The organism is Brevibacillus sp. MER 51, from assembly GCF_023714195.1.
Taxonomy (GTDB): Bacteria; Bacillota; Bacilli; order Brevibacillales; family Brevibacillaceae; genus Brevibacillus.
On record NZ_JAMAUS010000003.1, the window covers coordinates 385,888 to 402,491 of the forward strand.

Below are 16,604 nucleotides of genomic sequence, written 5' to 3' on the forward strand. Positions count from 1 at the left end.
AAGAGAACCTGAAGGGGATACAGGCTGCCAGGAGGATGGAGGAAGGATAGAGATGCGTTACTTGACAGCAGGGGAATCCCACGGGCCGCAATTAACAGCTATCATTGAGGGCGTACCGAGCAACCTGCCGATTTCCATTGAGGAAATTAATGAGCAGTTGGCACGTCGTCAGAAAGGCCATGGCCGCGGCAGAAGAATGCAGATTGAAAAGGATCAGGTGAAAATTCTTTCTGGTGTCCGTCATGGATATACAACCGGAGCTCCTATCACACTGGTCGTTGAAAATAATGATTGGACGCATTGGCAAGGAATCATGAGCGCTGAGCCTGTAGAGGAAGGCACTGAAGAAAAGCGTCGTGTCTCCCGTCCACGCCCTGGACATGCTGATTTAAACGGGGCGATTAAGTATCATCAACGCGATATGCGCAATATTCTGGAACGTTCCAGCGCTCGTGAGACTACTGTCCGCGTAGCTGTTGGTGCAGTCGCTCGCCAATTGCTGGCTCAATTTGGTATCCGTATAGGCGGGCAGGTACTCCAGATCAATGAGATCGTGGCGAAGAGACAAGAAGTAAGTCTGGACGAGCTGATTGCCCGCACCGAAGAATCGCCAGTACGCTGCTTGGATAAAGAAGCAGAACCACTGATGATGGCAGCGATTGACAAAGCAAAAGAAGACGGGGATTCCCTCGGTGGTACAGTAGAAGTGATCGTTGAAGGCGTGCCAATTGGTTTGGGTAGCCACGTACAATGGGATCGCAAGCTGGATGGACGTCTTGCACAGGCAATCATGAGCATTCAGGCTTTCAAAGGTGTCGAAATCGGTATCGGATTCGAGGCAGCCGGTCTGAAAGGCTCGCAAGTTCATGACGAGATTATTTGGAACGAAGAAACTGGCTACAGCCGAAAAACAAATCGTGCAGGTGGACTCGAAGGCGGTATGACGACAGGAATGCCTGTAGTTGTTCGCGGTGTCATGAAGCCGATTCCTACCTTGTACAAACCGTTGATGAGTGTGGATATCGACTCGAGAGAGCCATTCTCAGCGAGCATTGAGCGTTCTGACAGTTGTGCTGTTCCTGCCGCAAGTGTCGTTGCGGAGGCAGTGGTAGCATGGGAGATCGCGAGTGCTATGTGCGAAAAATTCCCTTCTGATTCTCTTGACGACATGGAAGAAAACGTACGTCAATACCGTGCGTACACGGAGAAATTCTAATGAGCGTGGAGAAGCTGACTGTTGAGCTGGGGGAGCGCTCCTACGAGATTGTGATAGGTGATGGTCTTTTGCACCAGGCTGCAGCGTTGCTAGTAGAGGCAGGCATTGCTTCTACTAGCAAATTGATGATTGTCACAGATGAGAATGTAGCCGTTCATTATTTAAAGCCTTTGCTCGATGTATTGCGGCAGCATGGGTATCAGGCCCACTCAGCTGTCATCGCTGCTGGAGAACAATCGAAGAGCCTGACTGTCTACGAACGATTGATGACAGATGCAATTGATGCAGGACTGGACAGGAAGTCTGCTGTATTGGCTCTCGGTGGTGGAGTCGTCGGAGACTTGGCAGGGTTTGTGGCTGCTACGTACATGCGCGGCATTGATTTTGTTCAAATGCCGACTACCTTGCTCGCACATGATAGCTCGGTTGGTGGAAAAGTAGCGATCAATCATCCGCTCGGAAAAAATCTCATTGGTGCTTTCCATCAGCCCAAAGTTGTTATTTACGACACGAAAGCCTTGCATAGCTTACCGAAGCGGGAAGTCGCAGCAGGCTTTGCAGAGGTTGTTAAGCATGGACTTATCGCAGACGCTGCCTTTGTCGATTGGCTGGAAGACAACGCTGAAAGGCTATGGCAGCTCGATTCAGAATTATTAGGGAAAGCCATTGAAAAAGGCTGTGCAGTCAAAGCGGCTATTGTTTCCCAAGATGAGACAGAACAAGGGCAACGTGCATTGCTTAATTTGGGTCATACGTTTGGTCATGCGTTTGAAGCGCTATCTGCTTACTCCACTCTGAATCATGGGGAAGCCATCTCAATTGGCATGTGTTTGGCAGCCAAGGTAGCGGAACGGATTGGTTTTGCCGAGACTGGTGTATACAATCGCACGAAACGGATGCTGGAATTGTTCCACCTGCCAACAGCGTGGCCGGGCAATCTCTCGCCAGAAGCTGTGCTGGAAGCCATGAAACGAGACAAAAAGACGGTAGGTGGAAAGCTTGCATTGGTGTTGCCTAGGGCTATCGGGCAGGTGGAAGTAGTCAAAAATATAGAAGAAGAACTCATACTGGGAGTCATGAGAGAAGAAGTGGAGGGATAAGGATGGGAATGAGAGGAATCAGAGGCGCGGTCACGGTGGAAGCCGATACGCGCGAAGAGATTGTCTCCTCAACAAAATGGTTGTTGGAGGAAATGGTAGCCCGCAATGAAGTAAACCCCGAAGACATTGGCAGCATTATTATCACGACGACAGAGGACCTCTGTGCGACCTTCCCCGCTCAAGCGGCCCGTCTGCTTGAAGGAGAAGCTTGGCAATACGTACCGCTCATGTGCGCAAGAGAAATCCCGGTGCCAGGTGGCTTGCCGCTTTGTATTCGTGTCATGATGCATGTGAATACGGACAAGACAGCAAAAGACATTCATCATGTGTTTTTGCGCGAAGCAGTCAAGCTGCGCCCGGATTTGACAAATCGCGGTTGACAATTAGGGCGCTCTCTTTTACCATAAGTGAAACGAGAGCGCCTCGTTTTTCCGGTAATAAGCAAAAGCCGGCTGAGAGCAGAGAATGAGTTGAGCAGAGTTGAGATGAGTTAGGTTGAGGAGAGAAGAGAAGGCTGGGTACATATTGACACCCAATCCAGGTCTCTTTGTCTGGATTTTTTTGTATACAAATATTTCTCCCCCCCTACCTCTCGCTCTAGAAGCGGGTGTAGAAAAGGTGGATGTCTCATTCCCTTTTCTCTCCCACTAATTGAGGAGATGAGAGTCCATGTATTTCCCTTCCCTTGCCGAGGTTAAGACCCTATCGGCGTCGTATTCCCTTATCCCTGTAAGCATGAAACTGTTGGCGGATCAAGAGACACCGATTCGTTTGTATCAGAAGATTCGCAAAAGTGATTCCTTTTTGCTGGAGAGCGTAGAAGGTGGTGCTCGCTGGGCGCGTTTTTCGTTCATTGGCATGAATCCTTTTCAAATCGTGGAAGCAAAAGGTGAAGAAATTAGCGTTTCCTATCGCACTGGTGAAAAGCTTGTCCACACAGGAAATCCCGTCGCCTTTTTGCGTGAAGAAACCGATCGTTACAAAAGCCCGAAGCTACCCGGGTTGCCTCGTCTCAGTGGTGGTGCGGTAGGCTTTTTCGGCTACAATACGTTGCGCTATTTCGAAAATTTACCAGCACATCGCAAGGAGGCTGTACGAGTCCCGGATATGCGCTTCCTGTTCGTCGATGAGATGATCGCCTTTGATCATTTGAAGCAGGAAATTCAATTGATTGTGAACCTCCATGTGGCACCGGGAGACACTGAGAAAACTATTGGCGAAAAATACAAGCACGTCTGTGAACGAATCGAGGAGTTGGCTGCGAAAGTCATGGCTCCGCTTGAAATGGATCAACGCATTCAAGTAGCAACTGATACACCAGCGCCATTGACAGTAGAGCCAAATATGACGCGGGAGCAATACGAGCAGCTAGTCGTGCAGGCGAAAGAATACATCGCAGCCGGCGACATTTTTCAAGTCGTGTTGTCCCAACGTTTTTCCGTAAAGACTGAAGTCGATCCTTTTGCAGTGTATCGATTGCTGCGTACGTTGAATCCTTCCCCATACATGTACTATCTCGAATACGAGGGAGAGACAGTCGTCGGGACTTCCCCAGAACTGCTCGTGCGTGTAGAGGATGAAAAAGTAGAGATGCGTCCGATTGCAGGAACGCGAAAAAGAGGGGCGACCCCACAAGAAGATGCTGCATTGGCGGCTGATCTTTTGGCAGATAAGAAGGAGAGAGCCGAGCACTACATGCTGCTGGATCTAGGGCGCAACGATGTAGGAAAGGTCTCTGCTTATGGAAGTGTGAAAGTGGAAGAAGCATTGGTGATTGAAAACTACTCCCACGTGATGCATATGGTTTCGCATGTGACTGGCAAGCTTCGGGAGGGACTGCACGCTTTCGATGCATTGCTGAGTGCTTTTCCGGCTGGTACAGTATCTGGTTCTCCGAAGCTGCGGGCGATGGAAATTATTGCAGAGCTCGAGCCTGACGCACGCCATCTGTATGCGGGAGCAATCGGCTACATTTCGTTTGATGGTTCACTGGATAGCTGCATCACGATTCGAACGTTGTTCTTTCAGGATGGATACGCACATGTGCAGGCAGGTGCAGGCATCGTAGCGGACTCGGTCCCTGCGAGTGAATACCAAGAGACGGTGAACAAAGCAGCAGCGATGCTCTCTGCGCTAGAAAAAGCGGAACAGTTGTTTGTCAGAAAGGTGGAGTTGTCATGCTAACATACGCGCTAGAACAAATTCTGCTTGGGAAGCACTTAACACGGACGGTTGCAGAAGAGGCCATGGGCGAGATTATGGACGGAAAGGCAACTCCAGCTCAGATCGGTGCATTTTTGGCAAGCCTTCGCTTGAAGGGTGAGCAGGTGGAAGAGATTATCGGTTTTGCCAAAGCCATGAGAGCGCGGGCGATGAATTTTCCCATCGAACTGCCAGGCCTGGTAGACACCTGCGGAACAGGCGGAGATGGAAGTCATACCTTTAACATTTCGACGGCAAGTGCAGTTGTCGCAGCAGCTGACGGTGTGCGCATCGCCAAGCACGGGAATCGTGCGGTTTCCAGCAAAAGCGGCAGTGCTGATGTGTTGGAAGCGTTGGGAGTGCCCGTCAATTTATCTCCCAAGGACGCCGCAGATTGCCTGCGCGCGACCAATCTCTGCTTCCTGTTCGCTCCTCTTTACCACCAAGCGATGAAGCATGCGGCTGGCCCGCGAAAAGAATTGGCGATTCGCACGGTGTTTAACTTACTTGGACCATTGACAAATCCAGCAGGTGCCAGCCATCAGCTGATGGGCGTCTATGATGCCAAGCTGCTTCCGAATGTGGCCGCAGTCTTACACGAGCTCGATGTGAAAAGAGCGCTCGTTGTAGCAGGATCGGATGGACTGGATGAATTGACTGTTACGGGAACGAGCCATATTGCCGAGTTGCGGGATGGGCGGATTTCGACATATGAAATCGAGCCAGAACAGTTCGGTCTGCGCAGACATGAGAAGGATGCTTTGCGCGGCGGTGATGCCAATGAGAATGCCAAGATCATTCACGACGTGTTTTCTGGAGCACGCGGGGCCGCACGCGACATCGTTTTGCTGAATGCGGGCGCGATCCTCTACCTGGCAGATCGGGTTAGCTCGATTGAAACAGGAGTTATACGTGCAGCGGAACTGATCGACGGCGGACTGGTCATGCGCAAGCTCGAGCACGTTCGTCAAATCGCAGGAGGTATGATTCATGCTTCGTAAAATCGTGGAAAAGAAACGTGAAGAGATCGAACGACTTTATACAGATACAACCGTGTCAGCATTGCTTTTTGCAACGAAGGAAGTCCAGCGTCCACGCGGATTTCGTCAAGCATTGGAGACGAGTGTACGGCCTGTAAGCGTGATTGCCGAAGTGAAAAAAGCATCCCCGTCCAAAGGGTTGATCCGACCTGATTTCCAGGCAGTAACCATCGCGAAGGCTTATCAGGCCGCTCGCGCAGAATGTTTGTCCGTTTTGACAGACGAGTCTTTTTTTCAGGGGAGTTTGAGCTATCTACGGCAAATTCACGAGGCAGTTGATCGTCCGTTACTTAGAAAAGACTTTCTTCTGGATGAAATTCAAGTCGTGGAAGCAAGAGCAGCAGGTGCTGATTGTGTGCTGCTCATTGCTGCCATTCTCGATCGGGAAACGCTTCGCCACCTGAACCAAACTGCCGAGGAGCTGGGTATGGATGTATTGGTCGAGGTTCATGACAAACGCGAATGCGAGCTTGTTTTTCAAGCAATGGAACCGAAATTGCTCGGAATCAACAATCGAAACTTAAATACGTTTCAAACGGACCTAGCCGTTACACATGAGTTGATTGCAGAACTGCCTGCGTCATTGACGATCGTGAGCGAAAGTGGGATTTCGACACCAGCGGATATTGAGAATGTACGAAGCGCAGGTGCCCGGGCCGTACTGGTTGGAGAGCATTTTATGCGCCAAACAGACGTAGAGCGCGCAGTAATTGACCTTGTAGGAGAAGCAGCACCGGGGGTGAGTCTATGACTCGTTTGAAAATATGTGGGATCAAGCGGGCGGAAACACTTGCGCTGTTAAAGGCACTGGAAGTCGATTACGTTGGCCTTGTTTTTGCCCCAAGTAAGCGACAAGTTGATGCCCAAACTGCGGGACAATTGCTTGCAGCCGTTCCAGGCCATCCTCCTGCTGTAGGTGTGTTCGTTAATCCGACGATGGAAGAGCTGGAGGAAGTGCTAAGCAAGGCACCGCTATCCGTGATCCAACTGCATGGACAGGAGACGCCGCAATTTTGCCAGCAAGTTCGGGAGCGGTTCGCTATTCCGGTGTGGAAGGCGTTGGCCGTGGGCGGAGAAGCGGATGCTGCGCAAGCAATTCAATCCTATCGTGGCATTGTCAGTGCCTTTTTATTTGATACGTATGACCCTACTCAAGCAGGCGGCACAGGGAAAAAGTTTTCGTGGGAGCAAATCCCTGCATTGCAAGCAGCATGCGAGGAAGCATACTGTATCATCGCTGGCGGGATTCATGCGGGGAATGTCGGAGAATTAACGGGACAGTATCAGGCAGGAATTGTCGATGTGTCCAGTGGTGTAGAGACGGATGGCGAAAAAGACGCTGAAAAAATGAAAACATTGGTGGAGAGGGTGAAGGCGCATGAACAACATTCAAACAACTACGCGAGTCGTGCCTGACGAAAACGGGCGATTTGGTGACTTCGGAGGCAAGTTTATTCCAGAAACCTTGATGAATGCAGTGACAGAGCTCGAGATCGCTTTTGAAGAAGCGCGTCGTGACCCGGCATTTGTTCAGGAATTGAATGGACTGCTCAGCGAGTATGCTGGACGCCCAACCCCGCTCACCTATGCAGAGCGTTTGACAAAAGCGGTCGGCGGCGCCCAAATCTATTTGAAACGAGAAGATCTCAATCATACGGGGGCGCATAAATTAAACAATGCTTTAGGTCAAGCATTGTTAGCCAAACGGATGGGCAAAAAGTCCATTATTGCCGAAACGGGCGCTGGTCAGCACGGAGTGGCAAGTGCAACCGTGGCGGCAAAGCTCGGACTCTCTTGCAAGGTGTTCATGGGGGAAGAAGATATTCGTCGCCAGTCTTTGAATGTTTTTCGGATGAAGCTGCTTGGAGCCGAAGTCATCCCTGCGGTATCCGGCTCTCGTACACTTAAGGATGCGACAAACGAAGCGATTCGCCATTGGGTGTCTCACGTAGATGACACGTTCTACGTCATCGGATCTGTCGTTGGCCCACATCCATACCCATACATGGTTCGCGAATTCCAAAAAATTATCGGTGAAGAGACACGGAGTCAAGTCCTGCAAATGCTCAGAAGGCTGCCAGACGAGGTCGTTGCTTGCGTCGGTGGAGGCAGCAATGCGATTGGCATGTTTTATCCGTTCCTACAGGATGAGTCGGTCGCGCTCAGAGGAGTAGAAGCGGCAGGAAAAGGAATCGATACCGAAAAGCATGCGGCAACACTAACACTTGGACGCCCGGGAGTCATCCATGGTTCCTTAACTTACTTGTTGCAGGATGAAGGCGGACAGGTGCAAGAAGCGCATTCGATTTCGGCTGGCTTGGATTATCCAGGAGTAGGACCTGAGCACGCTTATCTCAAAGACAGTGGAAGAGTAACCTATACATCGGTAACAGATGCGGAAGCACTCGAGGCGGTACAAGTACTTTGCCAAACGGAAGGCATCATCCCAGCGTTGGAGAGCGCACATGCGATAGCGGAAGCAATAAAACGTGCAAAAGAGATGTCTTCAGACAAAATATTAGTAATCTGTTTGTCCGGTCGAGGCGATAAGGACGTACTGACTATTCAAGAAGCGCTGACAGCAGAAGGGGGAGAGTAATTATGACGACCGCTCTTAACAGAATCGATCAATTATTCGCGGATCGTGATCGCAAACGATTCATCCCGTTTCTAACGGTAGGCGATCCTTCGATAGAAGCAACCTTTCATCTCGTAAAAGCGATGGTCGAAGCCGGAGCAGATCTCATCGAGCTCGGGGTCCCTTACTCTGATCCTTTGGCAGATGGCCCAACGATACAACGGGCTTCAGAGCGCGCATTGAAAAATGGTGTGACGATCAGGGAAGCTTTGCAATTGGTCAAAAGGCTCCGGGAATCAGGTATGGAGGCATCCATCGTCCTGTTCACCTACTTCAATCCGGTTTTGCAATATGGTATCGAGCGCTTTTTTGCCGATCTCGCTGCCTATGGTGCGGACGGAGTTGTCATTCCGGATTTGCCGATTGAGGAAAACGCTCCAGCAGTAACGGCAGCAAAACAGCATGGCATTCATGTCATTTCACTCGTAGCACCAACTTCCAGTTCCAGAATGAACATGATCGGCGCGCAAGCAACGGGATTCCTTTATTGTGTATCGTCTCTCGGTGTGACGGGTGCCCGCGCGGATCTGCGCGAGGATTTGGCAGATTTTCTGGAACGAGTAAAAGCCAGCACATCGGTTCCTACTGCGGTAGGCTTCGGCATATCCACACCGGATCAGGTACGAGCAGTAGCACCCCATACGGATGGTGTCATTGTGGGAAGTGCCATCGTACAGCAAATCGAGGAGTATGCTGAGCAGCTGAAAGACCCCAAACAGATGCCAGAAGCTGTAGAAAAAATAAAAACCTTTGTACATCAGTTAGCCAGTGCGCTACAATAGTGGGAAAAATGTGACTGGAGTGAACGTGGATGCAACCGAAACAACGCATACTCAATGCCCCGGTATATCAACCTGGCAAGCCGATTGATGACGTGAAACGTGAATATGGTTTGACCGAAGTCATCAAGCTGGCGTCCAACGAAAATCCTTTTGGTTCCTCACCGAAGGCGAAAGCTGCCATTGCGGAACAGTTGGACAATTTGGCCCTTTATCCAGACGGTGCAAGCCTTAATCTGCGCTGGGATCTTGCTGACTTCCTCGGAGTCAAACCAGGCCAATTGTTTTTCGGCAACGGGTCTGATGAAATTCTGTTGATGATCTCTCGTGCTTTTTTGAGCGAAGGAACAAATGCAGTCATGGCGACGCAAACGTTCTCGCAGTATCGTTCAAATGGGATTATTGAAGGTGCAGACTTGATTGAGGTGCCGTTGAAAGATGGCGTTCACGATCTTGAAGCGATGGCGGCTGCCATCAACGAACAAACAAAGGTCGTATGGATATGTAACCCGAACAATCCGTCAGGCACGATTGTAACAACATCCGAGTTGGAAGATTTTATGAAAAAGGCTCCAAAAGATGTGCTCGTCGTGTTGGATGAGGCTTACTACGAGTATGTGGTGGACCCAGAATATCCACAAACAGTACCGATGCTTGCTGAGTATCCGAACCTGATTATTTTGCGTACGTTCTCCAAAATCTACGGTCTGGCTGCCCTTCGTATCGGCTATGGGATCGCGTCAGAAGAGCTCATTTCCTCACTGGAACATGTGCGTGAGCCTTTCAATACAGGCACACTTGGACAGGTAGCAGCACGTGCGGCATTACAAGACCAGGAATTTGTGAAAACATGCCGTGATCGTAACCGAGAAGGCATGAAGCAGTTTACCGATTCATTTGACGAGTGGGGACTCTCCTACTATCCATCTCAGACCAACTTTATCTTGGTTGATTTGAAAAAGGATTCCGATGAGGTATTCAAAAAGCTGCTCTCTCAAGGCATTATCGTTCGCTCTGGTAATGCGCTAGGCTTCCCGGGTTTTCAACGTATTACGATCGGGACCAAAGAGCAAAATGACAAGATTCTTTCTGTCTTAAAAGAAATCGTGACTGGAGCATTGAAATAAAGGACGAAGATGCCGGGCATGCCTCGGCATTTTTGTCTAAGAGAGATATAGGAAGGATAGAGAGTGGAGATGAAAAAAACCACTATTACTGTAATCGGCGTCGGGTTGATCGGCGGCTCCATCGCGCTGTCAATGCGACGCGATCCCAATATTCGGGTAGTCGGTTACGATTTACGCCAGGATTGTTTGGATAAAGCACTGACCCTGGGTGTCATTCATGCAGGCACAACTGATTTGCAGACCGCAGTTCGAGAAGCAAATGTCATTTTCCTCGCATCACCTGTAGAGCAAATCGTTGCAACCATTCGCTCGTTAGTGGAAATGGAACTGCAGCCGGGTGTGATCATTACAGATGTTGGCAGTACAAAAGCAGGTATTGTGAGACAAGCGGGGGATGTCATTCCCGACCATGTAACGTTTATAGGTGGACATCCAATGGCCGGCTCGCACAAATCCGGCGTGGAAGCTGCTTCTGATCGTCTGATGGAAAACGCCTATTATGTTTTGACACCAGCGCCGGGAACGTCTGAAGAAAAAGTAAAGCAATTGTCTGAACTACTTTCACTGACTCGCGCAAAAATCGTGCAAATGGACGCGGATTCGCATGATCAGGTCGTGGGTGCAGTTAGTCATTTCCCGCATATTCTCGCTTCTGCTCTGGTCAATCTGGTGGCAGGGTACGACGAAGAAAATGCTTGGCATGCAACCCTTGCTGCTGGTGGCTTCCGTGACATTACGCGCATTGCTTCGAGCAACCCTCAGATGTGGCGTGACATTTTGCTGCAAAATCGTGATCCGATCCTCAAAATCGCAAAAGATTGGGCAAACGCATTGGAAGATGTCGTTTCTCTGGTAGAACAGGGAGATCCAAAAGGAATCGAGCATTTCTTCAAAACGGCCCGAGAATTTCGCGACAGTTTGCCTGAGCGCAAAACGGGTGCATTGCCTCCTTTGAACGATTTGTATATCGATATCCCGGACCACCCGGGTGAAATCGGACGAATTACGACATTGTTGGGAGCAAGACAAATCAACATCACGAATCTCCAAATCAGAGAGACACGAGAAGACATTTATGGGGTGCTACGGATTACGTTCCATTCGCAACAAGAGTTGGAAAAGGGAGAGGAAGTTCTACGCTTTTTCGATTACAATGTATACAAGCGCACATAAGTATTTTTATGCAAACACACTTTACAACGAAGACGCTTCACAGTGCGACTGGTGATCTGGGAGAGCGTGAGAGAAAAAAGGAGTGGAAGTAATGCTTCGCGTACAACAAGCCAAACAAATCAAAGGTACCGTTCGCGTGCCAGGAGATAAATCCATTTCCCACCGTGCAGTTATGTTTGGTGCTCTAGCAGAAGGAACCACGACTATTGAAGGCTTTTTGCCAGGTGCCGATTGCTTGAGCACGATTAGCTGCTTCCGTCGGATGGGGATCGAGATTGAACAACAAGGAGATGCCGTAACCGTACAGGGAAAAGGCTGGTATGGTTTGCAGGAACCATCTCAACATTTGGATGTTGGGAACTCCGGTACGACCATTCGCTTAATGGCAGGGATCATGGCGACACAGCCTTTCCATGTGGTGATGGAAGGCGATGAGTCTATAGCCAAAAGACCAATGCGCCGCGTGATCGGACCGCTCCGTCAAATGGGCGCCAAAATCGACGGAAGAAAAGACGGCGAATTCACACCGCTATCCATTCGAGGTGGGGAGCTTCAAGGGATCGCGTATCAATCCCCGGTTGCAAGTGCACAAGTGAAGTCAGCGATTATGCTGGCAGGGTTGCAGGCAAAAGGCGTGACGAGTGTAACAGAGCCACATTTATCCCGCGATCATACAGAGCGTATGCTGCAAGCATTTGGTGTACAGGTTGTGCGTGATGGTTTGACCGTTTCAGTAGAGGGTGGACAAAAACTGAAGGGCCGTGCCATTTCTGTTCCTGGTGACATTTCTTCCGCTGCCTTTTTGATTGCAGCTGTAATGGTCGTACCAGGCAGCTCTCTTCTCATTGAAAACGTCGGAATCAACCCAAGCCGCACGGGCATCATTGATGTTGTCAAGGCGATGGGGGGAAGCCTGGAGCTTTTGAATGAGCGAGTCGTAAATGAAGAGCCGGTTGCAGACCTCCTCGTGACGCATTCGGAGCTACATGGTATTGAAATTGCCGGAGATATTATTCCGCGTCTGATTGACGAAATTCCAGTGATTGCAGTCATGGCAACGCAGGCAAAAGGACAAACCGTTATCCGTGATGCCGAAGAGCTGAAAGTAAAGGAAACGGACCGTATTGCCACGGTGGTGAGCCAACTGTCCAAATTCGGTGCGAGGGTGACACCTACAGATGACGGAATGATCATCGAAGGAAAGACTGGACTTACAGGGGCTGTCATCGATAGCATGGGGGATCATCGAATTGGCATGGCGATGGCGATCGCAGGTCTCGTTGCCGATGGGGAGACGACAATCGAAAATGATGATGCGATTGATGTATCGTTCCCTGGCTTCCATGACTTGCTTGTGAAGATCAGCCAGTAATGAAAGAATGAAAGAGAAGTCTGTTCCTTTATAGGGGAGCAGGCTTCTTTTTTTGTGCGAAGGAAAAGCGTTCCGAATTTTAGCAAAAATGATTTGACAAGCGCTTACATTCCGTTTATTATAAAACTACAGTATGGTTTCTCTCCACTCCTATCCAATATAAGAAAGCACGTGTGTGCTACCGTCGTTTGAATGCGCTTACATCAACGGCGGTCTTTTTTTTGTTTAAAAAGCGGTTTGACTCGAATGAGTACTTTTTCCCCGGTCTGTGCATATGCTCGTACAAAGGTAGTGTCCGCAAGAGAAGTAGGAGGGGGACGAGCTATGCTGGAGCGAGGGATGGTCATACGCGGGGGAACGATTGTCACAGCACGGGGAATGAAAGAAGCAGATATTTGGATCCTTCAAGGGAAAATTGTAAGAATTGCTAAAGACACCTTGACGAAAAACCCCTTCAACGATTTATTTGAAGAAATAGATGCTACCGGTATGTATCTTTTGCCCGGTTTTGTCGCACTCCTGACACATTCGTTGTATAAAATCAAAGATGTAGATGTTTATATAGCGGCCATGCGAAATCTCATCAGCACGGGATGTACAAGCCTGGTAGACGTCTTCCGGCCAGAGCGTTGGATGAGCAGACCGCAAATTCACTATCAACAAACGCAGCATTTCAACAGCTTGTTGGATTACGTTTGGCACGTAGAAATCGATGTCGCCGATCTTCATGGTGACCGCTTAGGGGAATGGATGAATCATGGCTATTCTTCGTTTCATGTCACGATTCGAAATCCAGAAGAAATTTCCACAATAAAATGGGAAACGCTTTTGCAACTTCATACGTCTAAACATACGATCCTGCACATGCAGGTACAAAATGATCCGTTTCTGAAAAAGGAACAACGGGAACTCATTCGAAAGAGTTGGCTGGAGGCTACTCGTTATTGGCGGTTGCGTACTGTCATTACTGATTCTCAAGCGGCCTTTCATTCTGAAGAAAATGACCCGTACCTGCATATCTTTCGTTTGCCGGCTGAAGTGACGGATCAAGGTCTTCGTCAATTACATCGCCAATGGTTTGGGAGCTGGCAAGTAGCATCTCCGATTCACGATGTGCGGATTGATACACGGAAGAGCTGGTGTACGCCCGAAGAATTGCTATGCTTGCTAGTCAGGCTCGCTTCGACAAATGTTGCAAAAGCAGTTGGACTGTATCCGCGAAAAGGAAGCTTGACAACTGGCGCAGACGCTGATATCGTTTTCCTGAAAAAGGAAAACTGGTTGACAAAGAATGATCTTTCCACTATTCTCAATTTTAGTGAAATGCATCTTCCAACATCTGTTATGTCGAACGGTAAATGGATATATCGAAATATGCGATTTATCCCCTTGATTGGTATGGGTAAGTGTTTATTCGACACGAAGCCCTACGCTTATGTCATATAACCCCGGTTTGGGGGTTTTTTCGTGAATGGTTTCCAGTAGACAGACGTGAAAAAGAATCGTAAGGTCGCGCAACTTTTTACATCCCCAGCAGTCTAATTATGCAAAAGGCCGCTGAGGGATCGGAATCGCAAGGAGGTAATCTCTGATCATGACCGATTCCCAGCTTATCCGAGAGATTAAAGAAGGTAATCTGGAATGCTATGCTGAACTGATTCGTCGATATGAAAAAAAGATCCTCTCATTTGTCACTCATCTTTTGCGTCAGGCACATTTAGAGCATATAGCGGAGGATATATGTCAGGAGACGTTTTACAAGGCGTATAAGAGCATTCATTCTTTCCGAGATGTAGAAGCTACATTCTCCACCTGGCTCTATACGATTGCACGCAACTCCGTACTCAGTGAATTGCGCAAGAGTCGCAATTCAGACGTGTATCTGGATGATACGTTGCAAGTACCTATGGCATCTCCCAAGACACTGCCTGAGCAAGTTTTGCTCCGGAATGAACGGGAGAGCATGGTAAGACTGGCGATCAACAGCTTGCCAGAGAAGCAACGCTCTGCACTGATATTACGTGAGTACGAACAAATGGATTACACAGAAATCGCTACGATTCTGGATTTAACAGTGAGCTCTGTGAAGTCTCTACTGTTTCGAGCGCGGCAAAGTATTCGTGGACAGTTGGAAAACTACATCCTGGACCCTCATTTGGATGAAGCTGAAGGGATGAATCGATGATGAGATGTGAAGAAGTTCAGGAAATTCTGCCTGAATACGCCGAAAATCTGTTGCCTGAGGTGACCCAACGCCGGGTTGATCACCATATGGCGGCATGCTATGCCTGTCGTTCCGACTATGAGATTTGGTCGGACAGTGGTGAATGGATGGAAATGGATAAAGAAGAATACCATTCTGTAACTCCATCACGTTCCATTGTTGACGCGGTGATGGCCCGTATTTTATCGGAAGAGCAGTGGGCGATCCCGATTGGCAGAAAAATTTTCAGCGTGACAGCGAGAATGCGACGCATGGCTGCGAGTGTAGCTGTTTTGTTGCTCATGGTCTTTTCGTTCACTTTATATGTGAATACAAGCACCACGGAGCATGCGAATTCGCTCGTGATTAACGGAGAAGTTATGGAGATTAACTCGCCAAAAGCGCAGGTTATTTCTTCTTCCATGCAAACAGACGACGGTACATACGTGGTAGAAGCCCAGCCATATACAACGCAAGAAGATTCGTTGGAACATGCTACTGCTTCGATCGTACCGCTCGATGGGAAGCCGACTTCTACTGATTCAGCCAAACCGAATTACAGCATTGTACTTAGTATTTTTGGAATCCTTATTACTGTTCTTACAATGAGCTGGCTAACGCGAGCATAATGGTATATGATCAAGAGTAAAAGAAAAGACCGTCTTCGGACGGTCTTTTGTGGCTATTTTATTAGAGTGGTTGTTCAACAAGCGCGAAGAGCAACAAGGCCACGCAAAATACATATGAGGTGAAAGAAATGCCGAAAAAGTGGCTGTATGTTATAGACGAAGCGATCAAGCGGATCGAAAACGATGAAGTGGAATTGGGCTTGACCGCTCTGCAAAAGGTTCAGGAGCATGGAAAGGATTTGCCGGACGTCATGATGTATTTGGCAGAGGTCTGGTATCGACTCGGTCATTTGGAAGAGGCGAGTCAATTGCTGACAGATGTCATGGCCAAAAATCCGCAAATGGATTCTTCTTTGCGCAGAGAATGCCAGCTGCTGCTAGCGGAGATTGCTTTGGATTCCAGTGATTTTGAGACGGCGCAACATCTTCTTTATGAATGCAAAGAATCTGGCTTTGAAAGCATCCAGCTTGATTTGTTGCTAGCGGATCTGTATTCACTTCAAGATTTAGATGAAGTGGCGGTCAAGTATTTGGAGCAAGCAAGACTCAAGGAGCCAGACAACCAAGATATTATGGCAGCGCTGGGTAACTTGTATTTCCGCATTGGCGAAGACGAAAAAGCAATGAAGCTCCTGGAACAAGCCGGGGATGAAAGTCTGTCTATGCTTTTGACGAAGGGGCGCTCGTACGCACAAAGCGGTCAATTCGAACAGGCTTATCAGGTATTCCGTCAGGCGCTGGTCATGGATCGTTCGCCAGAAGTACTCTACGGTTGTGCACTGATGGCTTTCCACGTAGGACGACTGGATGAAGCAGCAGAATTGGTCAGCAGTTTGCAAGCGGTTGACGAGGAGTATGTGGCTGCTTATCCGTTAGCTGCAGATGTGAATCTATCGATGGGGAAAACAGAAGCCGCTATTGAAGCGTTGAAACAATATGTGTCTTTGTCCGGTTTCGATTTGGATCAGATTCGCAGGCTGATTGCCCTTTTGACTCAAGCCGGCCGCTATGAGGAGGCGAAGGAATACCAACAGCTTCACGATTTGTGGGACCATGAATCCGACGAGGAGCAATAAAAAATCGACAAACAGGAAGTCACTTCGGTGGCTTCCTGTTTATTTTTCC

The 16,604-nt window shown here is 48.9% G+C and carries 16 protein-coding genes; all 16 read left to right on the plus strand.

Going from position 1 to position 16,604, the window contains the following annotated elements; all coding sequences use genetic code 11:
* The first annotated feature begins 52 nt into the window (after nucleotides 1-52).
* The 16 genes from aroC (at nucleotide 53) to M3630_RS09115 (ending at nucleotide 16,555) form a co-directional block, all read left to right on the plus strand.
* A complete protein-coding gene (gene aroC / locus M3630_RS09040) occupies nucleotides 53-1,216 on the plus strand; it encodes a chorismate synthase (protein WP_173609507.1) in 1,164 nt (387 codons plus the stop codon).
* Nucleotides 1,216-2,316, plus strand: coding sequence for a 3-dehydroquinate synthase (gene aroB, locus M3630_RS09045; RefSeq protein ID WP_251251865.1), 1,101 nt, complete (start codon nucleotides 1,216-1,218; stop codon nucleotides 2,314-2,316). The genes aroC and aroB overlap by 1 nt, the downstream gene beginning before the upstream one ends.
* Before the next feature lie 2 nt (nucleotides 2,317-2,318).
* Nucleotides 2,319-2,696, plus strand: coding sequence for a chorismate mutase (gene aroH / locus M3630_RS09050; protein ID WP_048032642.1), 378 nt, complete (start codon nucleotides 2,319-2,321; stop codon nucleotides 2,694-2,696).
* 289 nt (nucleotides 2,697-2,985) lie between these two features.
* Nucleotides 2,986-4,500: an anthranilate synthase component I gene (trpE, locus tag M3630_RS09055; protein ID WP_251251866.1), complete on the plus strand. Its 1,515-nt coding sequence runs from the start codon at nucleotides 2,986-2,988 to the stop codon at nucleotides 4,498-4,500.
* Complete coding sequence (gene trpD / locus M3630_RS09060) at nucleotides 4,494-5,519, plus strand: anthranilate phosphoribosyltransferase (protein ID WP_251251867.1); 1,026 nt, start codon at nucleotides 4,494-4,496, stop codon at nucleotides 5,517-5,519. The genes trpE and trpD overlap by 7 nt, the downstream gene beginning before the upstream one ends.
* Entirely contained in the window at nucleotides 5,509-6,309 is an 801-nt protein-coding gene (gene trpC, locus M3630_RS09065; protein WP_251251868.1) for an indole-3-glycerol phosphate synthase TrpC, read from the plus strand. The genes trpD and trpC overlap by 11 nt, the downstream gene beginning before the upstream one ends.
* Complete coding sequence (locus tag M3630_RS09070; protein ID WP_251251869.1) at nucleotides 6,306-6,974, plus strand: phosphoribosylanthranilate isomerase; 669 nt, start codon at nucleotides 6,306-6,308, stop codon at nucleotides 6,972-6,974. The genes trpC and M3630_RS09070 overlap by 4 nt, the downstream gene beginning before the upstream one ends.
* A complete protein-coding gene (gene trpB / locus M3630_RS09075; protein WP_221867104.1) occupies nucleotides 6,937-8,157 on the plus strand; it encodes a tryptophan synthase subunit beta in 1,221 nt (406 codons plus the stop codon). Before M3630_RS09070 ends, trpB begins: the two co-directional genes overlap by 38 nt.
* A gap of 2 nt (nucleotides 8,158-8,159) precedes the next feature.
* Nucleotides 8,160-8,978 (plus strand): tryptophan synthase subunit alpha, encoded by an 819-nt coding sequence (trpA, locus tag M3630_RS09080; RefSeq protein ID WP_251251870.1) that lies wholly within the window; start codon nucleotides 8,160-8,162, stop codon nucleotides 8,976-8,978.
* Nucleotides 8,979-9,007: 29 nt separating this feature from the next.
* Nucleotides 9,008-10,102, plus strand: coding sequence for a histidinol-phosphate transaminase (hisC, locus tag M3630_RS09085; protein ID WP_251251871.1), 1,095 nt, complete (start codon nucleotides 9,008-9,010; stop codon nucleotides 10,100-10,102).
* A 69-nt stretch (nucleotides 10,103-10,171) separates the two neighbouring features.
* Nucleotides 10,172-11,275, plus strand: coding sequence for a prephenate dehydrogenase (locus M3630_RS09090; RefSeq protein ID WP_173609830.1), 1,104 nt, complete (start codon nucleotides 10,172-10,174; stop codon nucleotides 11,273-11,275).
* A 91-nt stretch (nucleotides 11,276-11,366) separates the two neighbouring features.
* Entirely contained in the window at nucleotides 11,367-12,647 is a 1,281-nt protein-coding gene (aroA, locus tag M3630_RS09095; RefSeq protein WP_173609498.1) for a 3-phosphoshikimate 1-carboxyvinyltransferase, read from the plus strand.
* Nucleotides 12,648-12,971: 324 nt separating this feature from the next.
* Nucleotides 12,972-14,093, plus strand: coding sequence for an amidohydrolase family protein (locus M3630_RS09100; RefSeq protein WP_251251872.1), 1,122 nt, complete (start codon nucleotides 12,972-12,974; stop codon nucleotides 14,091-14,093).
* A gap of 148 nt (nucleotides 14,094-14,241) precedes the next feature.
* Entirely contained in the window at nucleotides 14,242-14,832 is a 591-nt protein-coding gene (locus M3630_RS09105; protein WP_007716581.1) for an RNA polymerase sigma factor, read from the plus strand.
* Nucleotides 14,829-15,479, plus strand: coding sequence for a zf-HC2 domain-containing protein (locus M3630_RS09110; protein ID WP_173609496.1), 651 nt, complete (start codon nucleotides 14,829-14,831; stop codon nucleotides 15,477-15,479). Before M3630_RS09105 ends, M3630_RS09110 begins: the two co-directional genes overlap by 4 nt.
* 128 nt (nucleotides 15,480-15,607) lie before the next feature.
* Nucleotides 15,608-16,555, plus strand: coding sequence for a tetratricopeptide repeat protein (locus M3630_RS09115; protein ID WP_173609495.1), 948 nt, complete (start codon nucleotides 15,608-15,610; stop codon nucleotides 16,553-16,555).
* The last annotated feature ends 49 nt before the right edge of the window (nucleotides 16,556-16,604 follow it).

Coding starts and splice junctions, on each gene's coding strand:
- aroC (WP_173609507.1), top strand. CDS start 53: ATGCGTTACTTGACAGCAGGGGAATCCCACGGGCCGCAATTAACAGCT.
- aroB (WP_251251865.1), top strand. CDS start 1,216: ATGAGCGTGGAGAAGCTGACTGTTGAGCTGGGGGAGCGCTCCTACGAG.
- aroH (WP_048032642.1), top strand. CDS start 2,319: ATGGGAATGAGAGGAATCAGAGGCGCGGTCACGGTGGAAGCCGATACG.
- trpE (WP_251251866.1), top strand. CDS start 2,986: ATGTATTTCCCTTCCCTTGCCGAGGTTAAGACCCTATCGGCGTCGTAT.
- trpD (WP_251251867.1), top strand. CDS start 4,494: ATGCTAACATACGCGCTAGAACAAATTCTGCTTGGGAAGCACTTAACA.
- trpC (WP_251251868.1), top strand. CDS start 5,509: ATGCTTCGTAAAATCGTGGAAAAGAAACGTGAAGAGATCGAACGACTT.
- M3630_RS09070 (WP_251251869.1), top strand. CDS start 6,306: ATGACTCGTTTGAAAATATGTGGGATCAAGCGGGCGGAAACACTTGCG.
- trpB (WP_221867104.1), top strand. CDS start 6,937: ATGAACAACATTCAAACAACTACGCGAGTCGTGCCTGACGAAAACGGG.
- trpA (WP_251251870.1), top strand. CDS start 8,160: ATGACGACCGCTCTTAACAGAATCGATCAATTATTCGCGGATCGTGAT.
- hisC (WP_251251871.1), top strand. CDS start 9,008: ATGCAACCGAAACAACGCATACTCAATGCCCCGGTATATCAACCTGGC.
- M3630_RS09090 (WP_173609830.1), top strand. CDS start 10,172: ATGAAAAAAACCACTATTACTGTAATCGGCGTCGGGTTGATCGGCGGC.
- aroA (WP_173609498.1), top strand. CDS start 11,367: ATGCTTCGCGTACAACAAGCCAAACAAATCAAAGGTACCGTTCGCGTG.
- M3630_RS09100 (WP_251251872.1), top strand. CDS start 12,972: ATGCTGGAGCGAGGGATGGTCATACGCGGGGGAACGATTGTCACAGCA.
- M3630_RS09105 (WP_007716581.1), top strand. CDS start 14,242: ATGACCGATTCCCAGCTTATCCGAGAGATTAAAGAAGGTAATCTGGAA.
- M3630_RS09110 (WP_173609496.1), top strand. CDS start 14,829: ATGATGAGATGTGAAGAAGTTCAGGAAATTCTGCCTGAATACGCCGAA.
- M3630_RS09115 (WP_173609495.1), top strand. CDS start 15,608: ATGCCGAAAAAGTGGCTGTATGTTATAGACGAAGCGATCAAGCGGATC.